Source organism: Bacillus sp. TCT6 (assembly GCF_056033845.1).
This window is the reverse complement of the sequence record NZ_JBVYHX010000001.1, coordinates 4,516,331-4,533,582: the sequence shown is the minus strand read 5'-3', so window position 1 is coordinate 4,533,582 and position 17,252 is coordinate 4,516,331. Positions and strand designations below refer to the sequence as shown.

The 17,252-nt window shown below is 42.4% G+C and carries 7 protein-coding genes, 22 tRNA genes, 3 rRNA genes and 2 pseudogenes; 31 read left to right on the top strand and 3 right to left on the bottom strand.

Annotated elements, in window-relative coordinates; genetic code table 11:
• Nucleotides 1-18: 18 nt before the first annotated feature.
• The 25 genes from AC0ONG_RS23325 (at nt 19) to AC0ONG_RS23205 (ending at nt 6,823) form a co-directional block, all read left to right on the top strand.
• Nucleotides 19-1,570 (top strand): 16S ribosomal RNA (locus tag AC0ONG_RS23325).
• A 146-nt stretch (nt 1,571-1,716) separates the two neighbouring features.
• A 23S ribosomal RNA gene (locus AC0ONG_RS23320) occupies nt 1,717-4,638 on the top strand.
• A 101-nt stretch (nt 4,639-4,739) separates the two neighbouring features.
• Nucleotides 4,740-4,855 (top strand): 5S ribosomal RNA (rrf, locus tag AC0ONG_RS23315).
• The 16S, 23S and 5S rRNA genes sit together here with 22 tRNA genes alongside, the layout of an rRNA operon.
• Before the next feature lie 4 nt (nt 4,856-4,859).
• Nucleotides 4,860-4,935 (top strand) — tRNA-Val (locus AC0ONG_RS23310).
• A 4-nt stretch (nt 4,936-4,939) separates the two neighbouring features.
• Nucleotides 4,940-5,015 (top strand) — tRNA-Thr (locus AC0ONG_RS23305).
• A gap of 10 nt (nt 5,016-5,025) precedes the next feature.
• Nucleotides 5,026-5,101: transfer RNA gene (locus AC0ONG_RS23300), tRNA-His, on the top strand.
• 22 nt (nt 5,102-5,123) lie between these two features.
• Nucleotides 5,124-5,204: transfer RNA gene (locus tag AC0ONG_RS23295), tRNA-Leu, on the top strand.
• Nucleotides 5,205-5,233: 29 nt separating this feature from the next.
• Nucleotides 5,234-5,308: transfer RNA gene (locus tag AC0ONG_RS23290), tRNA-Gly, on the top strand.
• 16 nt (nt 5,309-5,324) lie between these two features.
• A tRNA-Leu gene (locus tag AC0ONG_RS23285) sits at nt 5,325-5,413 on the top strand.
• A gap of 3 nt (nt 5,414-5,416) precedes the next feature.
• Nucleotides 5,417-5,490: transfer RNA gene (locus AC0ONG_RS23280), tRNA-Arg, on the top strand.
• Nucleotides 5,491-5,500: 10 nt separating this feature from the next.
• Nucleotides 5,501-5,574: transfer RNA gene (locus tag AC0ONG_RS23275), tRNA-Pro, on the top strand.
• 15 nt (nt 5,575-5,589) lie between these two features.
• Nucleotides 5,590-5,662, top strand: a tRNA-Ala gene (locus tag AC0ONG_RS23270).
• Nucleotides 5,663-5,682: 20 nt separating this feature from the next.
• Nucleotides 5,683-5,759: transfer RNA gene (locus AC0ONG_RS23265), tRNA-Met, on the top strand.
• Nucleotides 5,760-5,763: 4 nt separating this feature from the next.
• Nucleotides 5,764-5,840: transfer RNA gene (locus AC0ONG_RS23260), tRNA-Ile, on the top strand.
• A gap of 17 nt (nt 5,841-5,857) precedes the next feature.
• A tRNA-Ser gene (locus tag AC0ONG_RS23255) sits at nt 5,858-5,950 on the top strand.
• 28 nt (nt 5,951-5,978) lie between these two features.
• Nucleotides 5,979-6,055, top strand: a tRNA-Met gene (locus AC0ONG_RS23250).
• Nucleotides 6,056-6,058: 3 nt separating this feature from the next.
• Nucleotides 6,059-6,134 (top strand) — tRNA-Asp (locus AC0ONG_RS23245).
• A 9-nt stretch (nt 6,135-6,143) separates the two neighbouring features.
• Nucleotides 6,144-6,219: transfer RNA gene (locus tag AC0ONG_RS23240), tRNA-Phe, on the top strand.
• 14 nt (nt 6,220-6,233) lie between these two features.
• Nucleotides 6,234-6,309 (top strand) — tRNA-Thr (locus tag AC0ONG_RS23235).
• A gap of 10 nt (nt 6,310-6,319) precedes the next feature.
• Nucleotides 6,320-6,395: transfer RNA gene (locus tag AC0ONG_RS23230), tRNA-Lys, on the top strand.
• A 13-nt stretch (nt 6,396-6,408) separates the two neighbouring features.
• Nucleotides 6,409-6,479: transfer RNA gene (locus AC0ONG_RS23225), tRNA-Gly, on the top strand.
• 10 nt (nt 6,480-6,489) lie between these two features.
• Nucleotides 6,490-6,566: transfer RNA gene (locus tag AC0ONG_RS23220), tRNA-Ile, on the top strand.
• A gap of 7 nt (nt 6,567-6,573) precedes the next feature.
• A tRNA-Asn gene (locus tag AC0ONG_RS23215) sits at nt 6,574-6,648 on the top strand.
• A 7-nt stretch (nt 6,649-6,655) separates the two neighbouring features.
• Nucleotides 6,656-6,746: transfer RNA gene (locus tag AC0ONG_RS23210), tRNA-Ser, on the top strand.
• Nucleotides 6,747-6,751: 5 nt separating this feature from the next.
• Nucleotides 6,752-6,823: transfer RNA gene (locus tag AC0ONG_RS23205), tRNA-Glu, on the top strand.
• A 146-nt stretch (nt 6,824-6,969) separates the two neighbouring features.
• Here AC0ONG_RS23205 and AC0ONG_RS23200 read toward each other — a convergent pair.
• On the bottom strand, nt 6,970-8,193 hold the full coding sequence (locus AC0ONG_RS23200; protein WP_015945917.1) for an MFS transporter: 1,224 nt from the start codon (nt 8,191-8,193) through the stop codon (nt 6,970-6,972).
• Between the two features lie 321 nt (nt 8,194-8,514).
• On the opposite strand from AC0ONG_RS23200, the gene AC0ONG_RS23195 reads away from it, so the two are divergent.
• Both AC0ONG_RS23195 and AC0ONG_RS23190 read left to right on the top strand, forming a co-directional pair.
• The gene (locus AC0ONG_RS23195) at nt 8,515-9,114 is read left to right on the top strand and encodes a TetR/AcrR family transcriptional regulator (RefSeq protein WP_000592777.1); all 600 of its coding nucleotides are present in this window, start codon (nt 8,515-8,517) and stop codon (nt 9,112-9,114) included.
• A 464-nt stretch (nt 9,115-9,578) separates the two neighbouring features.
• Nucleotides 9,579-10,523: an L-lactate dehydrogenase gene (locus AC0ONG_RS23190; protein ID WP_000715339.1), complete on the top strand. Its 945-nt coding sequence runs from the start codon at nt 9,579-9,581 to the stop codon at nt 10,521-10,523.
• Nucleotides 10,524-10,697: 174 nt separating this feature from the next.
• Here AC0ONG_RS23190 and AC0ONG_RS23185 read toward each other — a convergent pair.
• Both AC0ONG_RS23185 and AC0ONG_RS23180 read right to left on the bottom strand, forming a co-directional pair.
• Nucleotides 10,698-11,051 (bottom strand): annotated as a pseudogene (locus AC0ONG_RS23185) (dockerin type I domain-containing protein); the annotation flags it as partial.
• Nucleotides 11,042-11,164, bottom strand: a pseudogene (locus AC0ONG_RS23180) (TasA family protein); the annotation flags it as partial. The pseudogenes AC0ONG_RS23185 and AC0ONG_RS23180, both read right to left, overlap by 10 nt.
• A 470-nt stretch (nt 11,165-11,634) precedes the next feature.
• Between AC0ONG_RS23180 and glgB the strand changes: the two are divergent.
• From glgB to glgA, 4 genes are all read left to right on the top strand, one after another.
• Nucleotides 11,635-13,572, top strand: coding sequence for a 1,4-alpha-glucan branching protein GlgB (gene glgB / locus AC0ONG_RS23175; RefSeq protein ID WP_000111408.1), 1,938 nt, complete (start codon nt 11,635-11,637; stop codon nt 13,570-13,572).
• The gene (gene glgC / locus AC0ONG_RS23170; protein ID WP_000057602.1) at nt 13,520-14,650 is read left to right on the top strand and encodes a glucose-1-phosphate adenylyltransferase; all 1,131 of its coding nucleotides are present in this window, start codon (nt 13,520-13,522) and stop codon (nt 14,648-14,650) included. The genes glgB and glgC overlap by 53 nt, the downstream gene beginning before the upstream one ends.
• A gap of 18 nt (nt 14,651-14,668) precedes the next feature.
• On the top strand, nt 14,669-15,703 hold the full coding sequence (gene glgD / locus AC0ONG_RS23165) for a glucose-1-phosphate adenylyltransferase subunit GlgD (protein WP_000504159.1): 1,035 nt from the start codon (nt 14,669-14,671) through the stop codon (nt 15,701-15,703).
• Nucleotides 15,704-15,815: 112 nt separating this feature from the next.
• Nucleotides 15,816-17,246 carry a glycogen synthase GlgA gene (glgA, locus tag AC0ONG_RS23160; RefSeq protein WP_002081949.1) on the top strand — a complete coding sequence of 477 codons (1,431 nt, stop codon included), beginning with the start codon at nt 15,816-15,818 and terminating at the stop codon, nt 17,244-17,246.
• Nucleotides 17,247-17,252: the final 6 nt, after the last annotated feature.

Sequence of the window (17,252 nt, the reverse complement as noted above, 5' to 3'; positions counted from 1 at the left end):
ATGCTAGACAAACTAACTTTATTGGAGAGTTTGATCCTGGCTCAGGATGAACGCTGGCGGCGTGCCTAATACATGCAAGTCGAGCGAATGGATTGAGGGCTTGCTCTCAAGAAGTTAGCGGCGGACGGGTGAGTAACACGTGGGTAACCTGCCCATAAGACTGGGATAACTCCGGGAAACCGGGGCTAATACCGGATAACATTTTGAACTGCATGGTTCGAAATTGAAAGGCGGCTTCGGCTGTCACTTATGGATGGACCCGCGTCGCATTAGCTAGTTGGTGAGGTAACGGCTCACCAAGGCAACGATGCGTAGCCGACCTGAGAGGGTGATCGGCCACACTGGGACTGAGACACGGCCCAGACTCCTACGGGAGGCAGCAGTAGGGAATCTTCCGCAATGGACGAAAGTCTGACGGAGCAACGCCGCGTGAGTGATGAAGGCTTTCGGGTCGTAAAACTCTGTTGTTAGGGAAGAACAAGTGCTAGTTGAATAAGCTGGCACCTTGACGGTACCTAACCAGAAAGCCACGGCTAACTACGTGCCAGCAGCCGCGGTAATACGTAGGTGGCAAGCGTTATCCGGAATTATTGGGCGTAAAGCGCGCGCAGGTGGTTTCTTAAGTCTGATGTGAAAGCCCACGGCTCAACCGTGGAGGGTCATTGGAAACTGGGAGACTTGAGTGCAGAAGAGGAAAGTGGAATTCCATGTGTAGCGGTGAAATGCGTAGAGATATGGAGGAACACCAGTGGCGAAGGCGACTTTCTGGTCTGTAACTGACACTGAGGCGCGAAAGCGTGGGGAGCAAACAGGATTAGATACCCTGGTAGTCCACGCCGTAAACGATGAGTGCTAAGTGTTAGAGGGTTTCCGCCCTTTAGTGCTGAAGTTAACGCATTAAGCACTCCGCCTGGGGAGTACGGCCGCAAGGCTGAAACTCAAAGGAATTGACGGGGGCCCGCACAAGCGGTGGAGCATGTGGTTTAATTCGAAGCAACGCGAAGAACCTTACCAGGTCTTGACATCCTCTGAAAACCCTAGAGATAGGGCTTCTCCTTCGGGAGCAGAGTGACAGGTGGTGCATGGTTGTCGTCAGCTCGTGTCGTGAGATGTTGGGTTAAGTCCCGCAACGAGCGCAACCCTTGATCTTAGTTGCCATCATTAAGTTGGGCACTCTAAGGTGACTGCCGGTGACAAACCGGAGGAAGGTGGGGATGACGTCAAATCATCATGCCCCTTATGACCTGGGCTACACACGTGCTACAATGGACGGTACAAAGAGCTGCAAGACCGCGAGGTGGAGCTAATCTCATAAAACCGTTCTCAGTTCGGATTGTAGGCTGCAACTCGCCTACATGAAGCTGGAATCGCTAGTAATCGCGGATCAGCATGCCGCGGTGAATACGTTCCCGGGCCTTGTACACACCGCCCGTCACACCACGAGAGTTTGTAACACCCGAAGTCGGTGGGGTAACCTTTTTGGAGCCAGCCGCCTAAGGTGGGACAGATGATTGGGGTGAAGTCGTAACAAGGTAGCCGTATCGGAAGGTGCGGCTGGATCACCTCCTTTCTATGGAGAATTGATAAGCGCTGCTTATCAATATAAGTTTCCGTGTTTCGTTTTGTTCAGTTTTGAGAGAACTATCTCTCATATATAAATGTATGTTCTTTGAAAACTAGATAACAGTGTAGCTCATATTTTTTTAATTTTAGTTTGGTTAAGTTAGAAAGGGCGCACGGTGGATGCCTTGACACTAGGAGTCGATGAAGGACGGGACTAACGCCGATATGCTTCGGGGAGCTGTAAGTAAGCTTTGATCCGAAGATTTCCGAATGGGGAAACCCACTATACGTAATGGTATGGTATCCTTACCTGAATACATAGGGTATGGAAGACAGACCCAGGGAACTGAAACATCTAAGTACCTGGAGGAAGAGAAAGCAAATGCGATTTCCTGAGTAGCGGCGAGCGAAACGGAACATAGCCCAAACCAAGAGGCTTGCCTCTTGGGGTTGTAGGACATTCTATACGGAGTTACAAAGGAACGAGGTAGACGAAGCGACCTGGAAAGGTCCGTCGTAGAGGGTAACAACCCCGTAGTCGAAACTTCGTTCTCTCTTGAATGTATCCTGAGTACGGCGGAACACGTGAAATTCCGTCGGAATCTGGGAGGACCATCTCCCAAGGCTAAATACTCCCTAGTGATCGATAGTGAACCAGTACCGTGAGGGAAAGGTGAAAAGCACCCCGGAAGGGGAGTGAAAGAGATCCTGAAACCGTGTGCCTACAAATAGTCAGAGCCCGTTAATGGGTGATGGCGTGCCTTTTGTAGAATGAACCGGCGAGTTACGATCCCGTGCAAGGTTAAGCTGAAGAGGCGGAGCCGCAGCGAAAGCGAGTCTGAATAGGGCGTTTAGTACGTGGTCGTAGACCCGAAACCAGGTGATCTACCCATGTCCAGGGTGAAGTTCAGGTAACACTGAATGGAGGCCCGAACCCACGCACGTTGAAAAGTGCGGGGATGAGGTGTGGGTAGCGGAGAAATTCCAATCGAACCTGGAGATAGCTGGTTCTCCCCGAAATAGCTTTAGGGCTAGCCTTAAGTGTAAGAGTCTTGGAGGTAGAGCACTGATTGAACTAGGGGTCCTCATCGGATTACCGAATTCAGTCAAACTCCGAATGCCAATGACTTATCCTTAGGAGTCAGACTGCGAGTGATAAGATCCGTAGTCAAGAGGGAAACAGCCCAGATCGCCAGCTAAGGTCCCAAAGTGTGTATTAAGTGGAAAAGGATGTGGAGTTGCTTAGACAACTAGGATGTTGGCTTAGAAGCAGCCACCATTTAAAGAGTGCGTAATAGCTCACTAGTCGAGTGACTCTGCGCCGAAAATGTACCGGGGCTAAATACACCACCGAAGCTGCGAATTGATACCAATGGTATCAGTGGTAGGGGAGCGTTCTAAGTGCAGTGAAGTCAGACCGGAAGGACTGGTGGAGCGCTTAGAAGTGAGAATGCCGGTATGAGTAGCGAAAGACGGGTGAGAATCCCGTCCACCGAATGCCTAAGGTTTCCTGAGGAAGGCTCGTCCGCTCAGGGTTAGTCAGGACCTAAGCCGAGGCCGACAGGCGTAGGCGATGGACAACAGGTTGATATTCCTGTACCACCTCTTTATCGTTTGAGCAATGGAGGGACGCAGAAGGATAGAAGAAGCGTGCGATTGGTTGTGCACGTCCAAGCAGTTAGGCTGATAAGTAGGCAAATCCGCTTATCGTAAAGGCTGAGCTGTGATGGGGAAGCTCCTTATGGAGCGAAGTCTTTGATTCCCCGCTGCCAAGAAAAGCTTCTAGCGAGATAAAAGGTGCCTGTACCGCAAACCGACACAGGTAGGCGAGGAGAGAATCCTAAGGTGTGCGAGAGAACTCTGGTTAAGGAACTCGGCAAAATGACCCCGTAACTTCGGGAGAAGGGGTGCTTTCTTAACGGAAAGCCGCAGTGAATAGGCCCAAGCGACTGTTTAGCAAAAACACAGCTCTCTGCGAAGCCGTAAGGCGAAGTATAGGGGGTGACACCTGCCCGGTGCTGGAAGGTTAAGGAGAGGGGTTAGCGTAAGCGAAGCTCTGAACTGAAGCCCCAGTAAACGGCGGCCGTAACTATAACGGTCCTAAGGTAGCGAAATTCCTTGTCGGGTAAGTTCCGACCCGCACGAAAGGTGTAACGATTTGGGCACTGTCTCAACCAGAGACTCGGTGAAATTATAGTACCTGTGAAGATGCAGGTTACCCGCGACAGGACGGAAAGACCCCGTGGAGCTTTACTGTAGCCTGATATTGAATTTTGGTACAGTTTGTACAGGATAGGCGGGAGCCATTGAAACCGGAGCGCTAGCTTCGGTGGAGGCGCTGGTGGGATACCGCCCTGACTGTATTGAAATTCTAACCTACGGGTCTTATCGACCCGGGAGACAGTGTCAGGTGGGCAGTTTGACTGGGGCGGTCGCCTCCTAAAGTGTAACGGAGGCGCCCAAAGGTTCCCTCAGAATGGTTGGAAATCATTCGTAGAGTGCAAAGGCATAAGGGAGCTTGACTGCGAGACCTACAAGTCGAGCAGGGACGAAAGTCGGGCTTAGTGATCCGGTGGTTCCGCATGGAAGGGCCATCGCTCAACGGATAAAAGCTACCCCGGGGATAACAGGCTTATCTCCCCCAAGAGTCCACATCGACGGGGAGGTTTGGCACCTCGATGTCGGCTCATCGCATCCTGGGGCTGTAGTCGGTCCCAAGGGTTGGGCTGTTCGCCCATTAAAGCGGTACGCGAGCTGGGTTCAGAACGTCGTGAGACAGTTCGGTCCCTATCCGTCGTGGGCGTAGGAAATTTGAGAGGAGCTGTCCTTAGTACGAGAGGACCGGGATGGACGCACCGCTGGTGTACCAGTTGTTCTGCCAAGGGCATAGCTGGGTAGCTATGTGCGGAAGGGATAAGTGCTGAAAGCATCTAAGCATGAAGCCCCCCTCAAGATGAGATTTCCCATAGCGTAAGCTAGTAAGATCCCTGAAAGATGATCAGGTTGATAGGTTCGAGGTGGAAGCATGGTGACATGTGGAGCTGACGAATACTAATAGATCGAGGACTTAACCATATAATATGAAGCGATGTTATCTAGTTTTGAAAGAATATAAAAAACTTGTTGACTTTAAAAGTTAAATGAGTTACAATGATTCTTGTCTTAAATGAATACAGTCTGGTAATGATGGCAGAGAGGTCACACCCGTTCCCATACCGAACACGGAAGTTAAGCTCTCTAGCGCCGATGGTAGTTGGGACCTTGTCCCTGTGAGAGTAGGACGTTGCCAGGCAAATGGAGGATTAGCTCAGCTGGGAGAGCACCTGCCTTACAAGCAGGGGGTCGGCGGTTCGATCCCGTCATCCTCCACCATTTAGCCGACTTAGCTCAATTGGTAGAGCAACTGACTTGTAATCAGTAGGTTGGGGGTTCAAGTCCTCTAGTCGGCACCAGAAAATCATGGCGGTTGTGGCGAAGTGGTTAACGCACCGGATTGTGGCTCCGGCATTCGTGGGTTCGATTCCCATCAGTCGCCCCATTTTTTCTTAAAATATTAATATGCGGGTGTGGCGGAATTGGCAGACGCACTAGACTTAGGATCTAGCGCCTTTGGCGTGGGGGTTCGACTCCCTTCACCCGCACTTTTAATAAAATATCTCAAACATGTCTTGCGGAAGTAGTTCAGTGGTAGAATACAACCTTGCCAAGGTTGGGGTCGCGGGTTCGAATCCCGTCTTCCGCTCCAATTTTCAATATGACATGCCGGGGTGGCGGAACAGGCAGACGCACAGGACTTAAAATCCTGCGGTGGGTGACCACCGTGCGGGTTCGACCCCCGCCCTCGGCACCATATGCGCCCGTAGCTCAATTGGATAGAGCGTTTGACTACGGATCAAGAGGTTAGGGGTTCGACTCCTCTCGGGCGCGCTTTTATTAACGGGAAGTGGCTCAGCTTGGTAGAGCACCTGGTTTGGGACCAGGGGGTCGCAGGTTCAAATCCTGTCTTCCCGATATTCCCAAAAACATGGGGCCTTAGCTCAGCTGGGAGAGCGCCTGCCTTGCACGCAGGAGGTCAGCGGTTCGATCCCGCTAGGCTCCACTTATTTTAATATCATTTATGGCGGTGTAGCTCAGCTGGCTAGAGCGTACGGTTCATACCCGTGAGGTCGGGGGTTCGATCCCCTCCGCCGCTACCATAAAGGACCTTTAGCTCAGCTGGTTAGAGCAGACGGCTCATAACCGTCCGGTCGTAGGTTCGAGTCCTACAAGGTCCACCACTAAAGGTTTATATCTCGGAGGTATACCCAAGTTCGGCTGAAGGGATCGGTCTTGAAAACCGACAGGCGGCGAGAGTCGCGCGGGGGTTCGAATCCCTCTACCTCCTCCATTTTTTCTTAAATTACATATTATATCATCGCGGGGTGGAGCAGTACGGTAGCTCGTCGGGCTCATAACCCGAAGGTCGCAGGTTCAAATCCTGTCCCCGCAACCAAATGGTCCCGTGGTGTAGTGGTTAACATGCCTGCCTGTCACGCAGGAGATCGCCGGTTCGACCCCGGTCGGGACCGCCATTTTAATAAGGCTCGGTAGCTCAGTCGGTAGAGCAGAGGACTGAAAATCCTCGTGTCGGCGGTTCGATTCCGTCCCGAGCCACCATTTTGAAGTCGCAAGCCGGCTTAGCTCAATTGGTAGAGCAACTGACTTGTAATCAGTAGGTTGGGGGTTCAAGTCCTCTAGCCGGCACCACTTTCAAAATGAGCCATTAGCTCAGTTGGTAGAGCATCTGACTTTTAATCAGAGGGTCGAAGGTTCGAATCCTTCATGGCTCACCATTTTCAATTTTATGCGGGTGTAGTTTAGTGGTAAAACAAGAGCCTTCCAAGCTCTGGTCGAGAGTTCGATTCTCTTCACCCGCTTTTCAATTATGGGCCTATAGCTCAGCTGGTTAGAGCGCACGCCTGATAAGCGTGAGGTCGATGGTTCGAGTCCATTTAGGCCCACCATAATTGTTCCGCAGTAGCTCAGTGGTAGAGCTATCGGCTGTTAACCGATCGGTCGTAGGTTCGAGTCCTACCTGCGGAGCCATATTTATAGAGAAGTACCCAAGTGGCTCAAGGGGCTCCCCTGCTAAGGGAGTAGATCGCGAACGCGGTGCGAGGGTTCGAATCCCTTCTTCTCTGCCAGAACTGGCCCGTTGGTCAAGTGGTTAAGACACCGCCCTTTCACGGCGGTAACACGGGTTCGAATCCCGTACGGGTCATACTAAAAGAGATAGCATAATCTGCTATCTCTTTTTTGTTGTGTATAGATATAGAAGAAGCTATGACAGATTATAAATAATAAGTTTAAAATAGGATTACCTTTTCTCATACATAAGAAAAGGTAATCCTATTTTTTGAATATGTTTTAACTTTCTATTGAATGTTCATCTTGTTTAATAACAACATGACTATATGCGGAGTGAAGAGTTTTGTAGCCTAAAAGTGCAATAGTTAAGGCAAGGCCTCCTGCTATAATAGCCACATTAAATCCTACATGGGCTCCAAAGTTATCAATAACTAAACCAGCTATCGCTGATCCTAGGGAGACTCCAATTCCAAGTCCTGTAATTGCCCAAGTCATTCCTTCGGTTATCTTTGATTCAGGTACGATTTTTTCCACAAGCCCCATAGTAATAATCATAGTAGGAGCGACAGATAGCCCTGCAAAGAAAACAATAACTACTAGCCAAGTAATACTGTTTACAAAAACTAGTGGCAGCATTGTTATCATGGAAAGTGTGACCGCTATTAAAAACTGATTATAGGGTGGGGTATTGAGTTTAAGGGTACCGAAAATAAGGCCTGCCAGGCATGAACCGATTGCATAGACAGAAAGTACAAAGCTAGCAGCTACTGTGTTTCCTTGCTGCTCAGCAAAAGCTACACTAACGACATCTATTGTGCCGAAGATAGTACCTATAGCAATGAGTGTGAATACTAGTACTCGCAAAGAACCAATTTTAAATACTGTTCCGTTGTTTGTAATGTCGCGAGGGTGTACAGGCGGTTCTGTGCTTTTTTGCATAGTAAATAGGCATACCCCGATTGTAAGAAAAACAGATGATAAAAGTGGCGCTGCTTCTGGGAAGAACATAACACTTAAACTGACAGATAATACAGGACCAATTATGAAGCAAATTTCGTCGACGACCGATTCGAAGGAAAATGCTGTATGCAATTTATGGGATCCGCGGTATAGTTTAGTCCAACGTGCACGTACCATAGCTGACATATTTGGCATACAACCTGCACATAAAGCGGATAGAAATAGCGTCCAATAAGGAGCTTCATATTTCGTACATAGAAGTAAGAGGATTGTAAAGAAAACGCTAATACCTGTAGTCGGAAGAAGTATGCGAGATTGCCCTAATTGATCAGCCATCCGAGAAATATGAGGAGCTAGTAAAGCTGATGATAATGTAAAGGTAGCTGCAACAGCTCCAGCAAGCCAATAGTCACCACTTACTTGAGATAACATGGTAACAATACCAATACCCATCATTGATATGGGCATACGAGCTATAAATCCTGCTAATGAGAATCCTTTTGTACCAGGAGCACTGAAAATCTCACGGTAGGAATTAAACATGATAATCACCACAATATTTGACGTGTACATATACATTCTTCATTCTTTTAACTCCTCCTCTGTTTCATTAATACCTTCTATAAAAAGGGGCAGTGAGTCAATGTAGGGTATAGGTAAGAAGTTATATTATCTTGTAAGCTAGAAATAATTGACATACGCACCGTATGCCAATATCATATTAACATACGGAGCGTATGTCAATTGAAATGTTTTATCTCTGGATAGAGCCGATGTTTAAAGGAGTTATTCTTTTATATAGAGAACGATACTATAGTGCAATTCATTTTGAATAAAGAGAATGAATAGAAGTAGGAGGAAAAGATGATTAAAAAAACGAGAGCAGAAATGATTACTGAAACACGTGCTAAATTGCTGTGGGCAGCAAGAGAGGCTTTTGGTACAGTTGGATATGTAAATACGTCTATGGATGATTTTACAGCATCTGTCGGTTTAACACGTGGTGCAATTTATCATCATTTTGGTGATAAAAAAGGATTGTTAGAAGCAGTTGTAAAAGAAATTGATATGGAAATGGATAATAAATTAGGGAAAGTATCAGATGAAGCGGAAGGAAAATGGGAAGGGTTTGTTGGGCGTTGTCGTGCATATTTAACGATGGCACTTAATCCAGAAATTCAGCGAATCGTACTTCGAGATGCACCAGCAGTATTAGGAACTAGTTATTATCAATCATCACAGTCACAATGTTTAGTGACGATGGCCGAGATGCTTCAGCAATTAATGAAGGACTGTATTATTGAAAAGACGGACTGTGAAGCTTTAGCAAGATTTATAAATGGCGGACTAGTGGACCTTGCTTGTTGGATTGCGAATTCTGAAGATGCAGAGGCACGGTTGTCTAAAGCTTTGCATAGCCTATCACTTATATTGAATGGTTTATTATTAGAAAAGAATGCATAATTTTAACGGATATTTTTTAATATATAGTAATGATTAAAAGGGAGGTGATAAAGTATAGGCTAATTCATTTATTTAACCGTATTCTATATAAGCTAATTGACGTCCATCTTGTAAGGGAATGATGTGATCAGTCAGTTTAATCTTATAATGTGATTACATTTTTTGTGAATGTTAGGATTTTTATTATAGAAAGTGAATTTAGTTACAGTGAGTAATTGAATCATACATTTTTATTCACAATCTAAAGAAAACACCTAATTTGGTATGGATTCCACACCTGATCTAACAACTTTACACTCTATGTGAAAAAGTTCACAAATAGGTCATAAATTGTGAAGTAATTCACAATAATACGTGCTACAATATGAATGTAAAGAAGTTAAACAACATTAAATTAGTATTTTAATTAATTACTTAAACAATCATAAAAAAATATATGTGAACAATAGAGAGGGGAAATTACCATGAAAAAAGGTATCAATCGTGTAGTATTAGTAGGAACAGGAGCTGTAGGTTGTAGTTACGCTTACTCAATGATCAACCAAGGTGTAGCTGAAGAATTCGTATTAGTAGATGTTAATGAAGCAAAAGCAGAAGGGGAAGCAATGGACTTAAGCCATGCGGTACCATTCTCTCCATCACCAACAAAAGTTTGGAGCGGTAGCTATGCAGATTGTAAAGATGCAGATCTAGTTGTTATCACTGCTGGGTTACCACAAAAGCCAGGTGAAACTCGTTTAGACTTAGTTGAGAAAAATACAAAGATCTTTAAACAAATCGTTCGCGGCATTATGGATAGCGGATTCGATGGAATCTTCTTAATCGCAACTAACCCGGTTGATATTTTAACTTACGTAACTTGGAAAGAATCTGGTTTACCGAAAGAGCGCGTAATCGGTTCTGGTACTACTTTAGACTCTGCTCGTTTCCGTTACATGTTAGGTGACTACTTAGATGTAGATCCACGTAACGTTCATGCTTACATCGTTGGTGAGCACGGTGACACTGAACTTCCAGTATGGAGCCACGCTACTATCGGTGTACAAAAACTAGAAACAATCTTAGCTAACAACGAACAGTACAAACAAGAAGACTTAGATAAAATCTTCGAAAATGTACGTGATGCAGCTTACCATATCATCGAACGTAAAGGTGCAACTTACTACGGAATCGGTATGTCACTACTTCGTGTAACTAAAGCGATCTTAAACAACGAGAACAGCGTATTAACTGTATCTGCATACCTTGAAGGTCAATACGGTGAGAAAGATGCTTACGTAGGTGTTCCAGCTGTTATTAACCGCGAAGGTGTACGTGAAATCGTAGAACTTGAGCTAAATGAAGAAGAAAAAGCGAAATTCGCTCATTCTGTAAAAGTATTAAAAGAAACTATGGCACCAGTACTATAATTAATTGCTAAATAATCCGGAAGTGGGGACCTGCTTCTTACTTCTGGATTTATATATAATTCAATATAAATTCCTTTTCCGGTTTCCCTTGTATATCCCCAATATACCCCTTTTGCTGGATAAGGGTCATTTATAGAAAAGAGCACTCTATTTTATATAGAGTGCTCTTTATGATTATTTTTTAGGTGTTAAACCTAACTTCTTTAAAATATCTGTCAGTGTACCGCTTTTTGATTTTTCTACAGGTGTTTGTGATTTAGATGCATCTGGACCTTTTTTCAAGAAGTTCTTTTCAACGAAGCGAATATCTTTTTCGTCGACAATTCCATCTTTATTAAGATCTCCGTCTTTTACAGTTAGTCCTTTTTTAATGTAGTTGCTAGCGATAATTTCAGCATCTTTAATATCGATTACTTTATCACCATTTACATCGCCGGCAAGGTTTTCGTCAGGTCTTGCATAATAATATTGGCCAAGCAGCTTACCGTCTTTTTCAGTACCAAGTTTCGTTGTTAGGCGGCTTGAAATGAGTTACTCGATGTTTCTGAATCACTGAAATAGGCAAATACACCTCCGAATGTAAGGGATAAACCAAGTGAAGCGGTGACAACTCCCATTCCTACTTTTTGTTTTAATGACATAAAAAAGCCCTCCTAGTTAAATTTTCATAGTGACCGTTCGCAACAAGGATAAATAAGTAAACATAGTAGTCCACTATGAATTATAGTTACGGAAGATCTAAGTTCTTTATTGAGAGCGAGTATATGCTTATGAATTTTGCATTTCAATAAAATTGTGACAAAAAATGTTGAGAAACATTTTTTTATGAAAGATTATTTTGTTTTGATTTTGAATGAAAAATAGCATGAAAAATAGGATAAATCTAATAAAATAAAGGTTGAGAAAAAATAATAGGTAAAAATATAGAAGAATAAAAAAGCGTTTTCAATGAATATTCGTCAAAATTCGATATTTTACACGGAAATGTGAAGAAAAACTAACATTTTTAAGAAAAAAACGAATATTTTTTATAAATTAACAAGGATATTGCAGTTTTTCGCAGAAATAGTTAAAATATAAAAAATTCTGTCATCTAAGTGAGGTGAGCATATTGAGTGTAATAAATTGTGAAGAAGTGAAACGAGATGAGTTTCATACAGAAAAGTACTATGAAAGTTATAACATCTTTGGCGCACATGTTGTGACGGAAGATGAGATTCAAGGGGTACGATTTACAGTGTGGGCTCCTCATGCGAAAGCAATGAGTGTTGTTGGAGATTTTAATGAGTGGGATTATGAGCAACATAAAATGCTACAAGTGACAGAAGAAGGTATTTGGTCCTTGTTTATACCGCATATTAAAGAAGGAGAAATATATAAATATGCGATTGAAACGTTGGCTGGTGACGTCATTTTAAAGGCAGATCCGTATGCTGTATATGCAGAAGTAAGACCGAATACGGCATCTGTAGTTTTTGATATAAAGGGATATGAATGGAATGATAAAAACTGGACTCGTAAGAAAAAGAAAAAAACGATTTATAAAGAAGCGATGACAGTTTATGAATTACATTTTGGTTCTTGGAAAAAGAAAGAAGATGGAACGCTGTATTCTTACAGGGAAATGGTAGAAGAGCTCATCCCGTATGTGGTGGAACATCAATTTACACATATTGAAATTATGCCGCTTGTTGAGCATCCATATGATCGTTCTTGGGGATATCAAGGAACGGGATATTATGCAGCGACGAGTAGATTTGGTACGCCGCATGATTTAATGTATTTTGTCGACGAATGTCATAAATATGGAATCGGTGTCATTTTAGATTGGGTGCCGGGGCACTTTTGTAAAGATGCTCACGGTTTATATTTGTTTGATGGCACACCGACCTATGAATATAAAGATAAAGATGTACAAGAAAATCCAGTATGGGGAACTGTCAATTTTGATTTAGGGAAGAGAGAGGTACGTAATTTCTTAATTTCAAATGCGTTATTTTGGATGAGATATTTCCATATTGATGGTTTCAGAGTAGATGCAGTTGCGAACATGTTGTACTGGAATAAAGAAGGACAAGAGCAAAGTAATGAGCATGCTGTTTCATTTTTAAGAGAGTTAAATGAAGCAGTGTTTGCAGAGGATGAAGATTTTCTTATGACGGCAGAAGATTCAACAGCTTGGCCACTTGTAACAACTCCAACGTATGAAGGTGGGCTTGGATTCAATTACAAATGGAACATGGGCTGGATGAATGATGTACTGAAATATATGGAGTGTGCGCCTGAATATAGGAAACACATTCATGAGAAAATGACGTTTTCTTTACTATATGCGTACTCTGAAAACTTCATATTACCACTTTCTCATGATGAAGTCGTTCATGGGAAAAAGTCGTTATTAAATAAAATGCCAGGTGATTACTGGGATAAGTTTGCTCAGCTTCGTTTATTATATGGATATTTCTTTACTCACCCAGGAAAGAAGTTACTTTTCATGGGAGGAGAATTCGGACAGTTTGATGAGTGGAAAGACCTTGAAGATTTAGATTGGAATTTACATGATTTTGAAATGCATCGTTATATGCATGATTACTTTAAAGAGCTCATAGCATTGTATAAGCGCTCAAAACCACTTTGGCAGCTTGACCATTCACCTGAAGGCTTTCAGTGGATTGATGCTAATAATAATGAGCAAAGTATTTTCTCTTTTATCCGCCAAGGGGATAAACAAGAAGATGCGTTAGTTGTCGTATGTAATTTTACGAAAGCTACATATGAAAACTATAAAGTAGGTGTACCAGATTTCGAGTATTATAACGAGATTTTAAACAGTGATGCTGAGCAATATGGCGGTTCGGGGCAAGTGAATAAGAAACGTCTTAAGACGATTCTAGAACCGTACCATAATCAAGCAGCACATGTAGAGATTACAATTCCACCATTTGGCGTATCCATATTACGACCAGTGAAGACGAGAAAGGGGAGCAAAAAACAAGATGGCTCAAAAACAAAAGTGCGTAGCAATGTTACTAGCAGGGGGAAAAGGTAGTCGTTTAAGTGCATTAACAAAAAATTTAGCCAAGCCAGCTGTTCCATTTGGTGGTAAATATCGCATTATTGATTTTACGCTAAGTAACTGTGCGAATTCTGGTATTGAAACGGTTGGGATTTTAACACAATATCAACCACTTGAACTTCATAATTATATCGGAATTGGAAATGCGTGGGATTTAGACCGAGTAAACGGTGGAGTCACAGTATTACCTCCTTATGCGGAGTCTTCAGGGGTGAAGTGGTATACAGGTACGGCAAGTGCCATTTATCAAAATTTAAACTATTTAAGTCAGTATGAACCGGAGTATGTTCTTATTTTATCAGGCGACCATATTTATAAAATGGATTACAGTAAGATGCTAGATTACCATATTGAGAAAGAATCGGACGTATCCATTTCTGTTATTGAAGTACCTTGGGATGAAGCGAGTCGCTTTGGCATTATGAATACAAATGAAGAGATGGAGATTGTTGAGTTTGAAGAGAAACCACAATTTCCAAGAAGTAATCTTGCATCAATGGGAATTTATATTTTTAACTGGGCAATTTTGAAAGAGTATTTAGAGATGGATGCAAGAAATCCTGAATCTAGTAATGATTTCGGAAAAGATGTACTTCCACTTTTATTAGATGAAGGGAAGAAGCTAATGGCGTATCCATTTGAAGGATATTGGAAAGATGTTGGAACGGTGAAAAGCTTATGGGAAGCGAATATGGATTTACTTCGCGATGAAACATCGCTGAATTTAAACGATCGTAATTGGCGTATTTATTCTGTGAATCCAAATGAGCCACCTCAATATATTGCAGAAAAGGCAAAAGTAGAAGAATCACTTATTAACGAAGGATGCGTCATTGAAGGGGACGTGAAGCATTCTGTGTTATTCCAAGGGGTGACGGTGGAAGAAGGTAGTATGGTTATTGATTCTGTCGTTATGCCAGGAGCAAAGATTGGTAAAAATGTTGTGATTGAAAGAGCGATCGTTGGTTCGGAAATGGTTATTGAAGATGGAACAATTATTCGTCCAGAAAAAAATGTCGACGATGTAGTACTCATTGCTGAAGGGAAATAGAAAAGGGGGATGAAATGAATGGGAGAAAAAATGTTAGGAATTATTAATGCAACGGGAAGTTTTCCTTCCTTAAAGAAAGTAACAGGGCATCGTTCATTAGCGGCGTTACCGTTTGGGGGCCGTTACCGACTCATTGATTTCATGCTTTCAAATATGGTGAATTCTAATATTCATAGTGTAGCGGTTTTTACAAGTCATAAAAATCGCTCACTAATGGACCATGTTGGTTCAGGAAAACAGTGGGATTTAGATAGAAAACGAGACGGACTATTTTTATTCCCGCCAAATTGCCAATGTGACCAAGATGAGTTTGGGTCTTTTGCACACTTTAGAAGACATATTGATTATTTTCTAAGAAGCAGAGAAGAGTACGTTGTTATTACGAATAGCCATCTCGTAACAGCATTAAATTTCCAGGCGGTGTTAGAGCGACATATACATACGGCAGCTGATATTACGGAAGTTTGCCATGAAGGGGTTTCGCTTCAAACATACGTGTTAAAGAAACAATTATTGTTAGATTTATTTGAGACATATAAAGATGTGGAGCAATACAGTTTATTTGATGTAGTGAGAGAAAAGCGCGGAAAATCACTGCATATTGCTACGTATGAGCATACAGGATATGTAGCTATTATTGATTCGATTGAAAGTTACTATAAACATAGCTTAGAAATTTTGCAGCCTGCTATTTGGAAGCAATTATTTAAGAAAGAAGCGCCGATCTTTACGAAAGTAAAAGATGAGCCGCCAACTCGTTATCTAAAGGGTGCAGTCGTGAAAAATACAATGATTGCAAATGGCAGTATTATTGAAGGGGAAGTCGAAAACAGTGTTGTTTCCCGTTCGGTTAAAATTGGAAAAGGTTCAATTATTCGTAACAGTATTATTATGCAAAAGAGCCAAATTGGAGATAACTGTATAATAGACGGTGTTATTATTGATAAAGACGTGAAAATTGGCGACGGTGTCGTATTAAAAGGAAACATCGATGAGCCATATGTTGTAGAAAAAGGAAGCGTACAAAACAGTACGATTAATAGTTATTCCTAAAGAATCAGTGGGGGCTTTTTCTCCCACTGATTAAAGTTTTAATTTAAATGAAAACTCGAAGGGAGGAAGCTGCAAGAGGAGTATAAAAACTTTTCGCGCAGTGGGACAACAAGTGAATATTTTATTTGCAGTATCAGAATGTGTACCGTTTGTGAAATCGGGAGGATTAGCTGATGTAGCGGGTGCGCTCCCAAAAGAGCTGAAAAAATTAGGAGTGGACGTTCGTATTATACTTCCGAATTATAGTCTCATTCCGCAAAAGTTAAGAGATGGATGTACGTTACATAAAGTAATTAACGTCCCGCTTGGGTGGAGAAATCAATATTGCGGAATTTTAAAAGGTGAGCAAGACGGAATTACGTATTACTTAATAGATAATGAATATTATTTTAAGAGAGATTCTCTGTATGGTCATTATGATGACGGGGAGCGTTTTTCTTATTTCTCAAAAGCAGTGTTAGAGTGTATTCCGCATCTTGATTTTGAAGTGGATGTTCTTCATAGCCACGATTGGCATACGGCTATGGTTAATTTCTTACTTCGTGAAAAGTATCAAGATAACCCGTTATATGAGCGTATTAAAACGGTATATACGATTCACAACTTGCAGTTCCAAGGAGTATTTCCTTCTGAAGTGATGTACGACTTGTTAGAGCTTGGTGATGAATATTTTCATAGTGAGCAGCTAGAGTTTTATGGAAACATAAACTTTATGAAAGGCGGTATTATCGCTTCGGATCAAATTACAGCGGTGAGCCCGACGTATAAAGAAGAAATTCAATATGAATTTTTCGGTGAGAAGTTAGATGGATTACTGAGAAAATATAATGATAAGCTTAGTGGCATTGTAAATGGTATTGATACGAGCGTATATAATCCAGAAACGGATTCATATATTAAGGCTCAGTATGATGCAGAGTCATTATATGAAAAGAGTGAAAATAAACGCGCTTTGCAGCGTTATTTTGGTTTGCCAGAAAAAGAGGATACACCAATTATTTCAATGGTAACGAGATTAACGAAGCAAAAAGGTCTTGATTTAGTACGCACTGTATTCCGCGAAATAATGGAAGAAGATGTACAATGTATTATTTTAGGTTCAGGTGATTCGGAATATGAGCAATTCTTTGAGTGGATGGCATATGAGTATCCGGAGAAGGTAAAAGTTTATATCGGATTTAATGAAGAATTAGCGCACCAAGTGTATGCGGGAAGCGATTTATTTTTAATGCCATCGCTGTTTGAACCGTGTGGACTTGGACAACTTATCGCATTGGCGTACGGTACGATTCCAATTGTAAGAGAAACAGGTGGATTAAACGATACGGTACATTCTTATGATGAAGAAACAGGCGAAGGAAATGGTTTCAGTTTCACGAACTTTAATGCACATGACATGCTGCATACGGTTCACCGTGCAATTGAATTTTATCACGATAAACCAGTGTGGGAGCAGCTTGTAAAACAAGCGATGACTGAAGATTATAGCTGGAGGCAATCGGCTCTTGCTTATAAGGAATTGTATAAAAGTCTCATGGAATAACATGTA

Bases quoted from the DNA above. Each gene is read 5' to 3' on its own strand.
- AC0ONG_RS23190 (WP_000715339.1), top strand. From the start codon at position 9,579: ATGAAAAAAGGTATCAATCGTGTAGTATTAGTAGGAACAGGAGCTGTA.
- glgD (WP_000504159.1), top strand. From the start codon at position 14,669: ATGGGAGAAAAAATGTTAGGAATTATTAATGCAACGGGAAGTTTTCCT.
- glgC (WP_000057602.1), top strand. From the start codon at position 13,520: ATGGCTCAAAAACAAAAGTGCGTAGCAATGTTACTAGCAGGGGGAAAA.
- AC0ONG_RS23200 (WP_015945917.1), bottom strand. From the start codon at position 8,193: ATGTTTAATTCCTACCGTGAGATTTTCAGTGCTCCTGGTACAAAAGGA.
- AC0ONG_RS23195 (WP_000592777.1), top strand. From the start codon at position 8,515: ATGATTAAAAAAACGAGAGCAGAAATGATTACTGAAACACGTGCTAAA.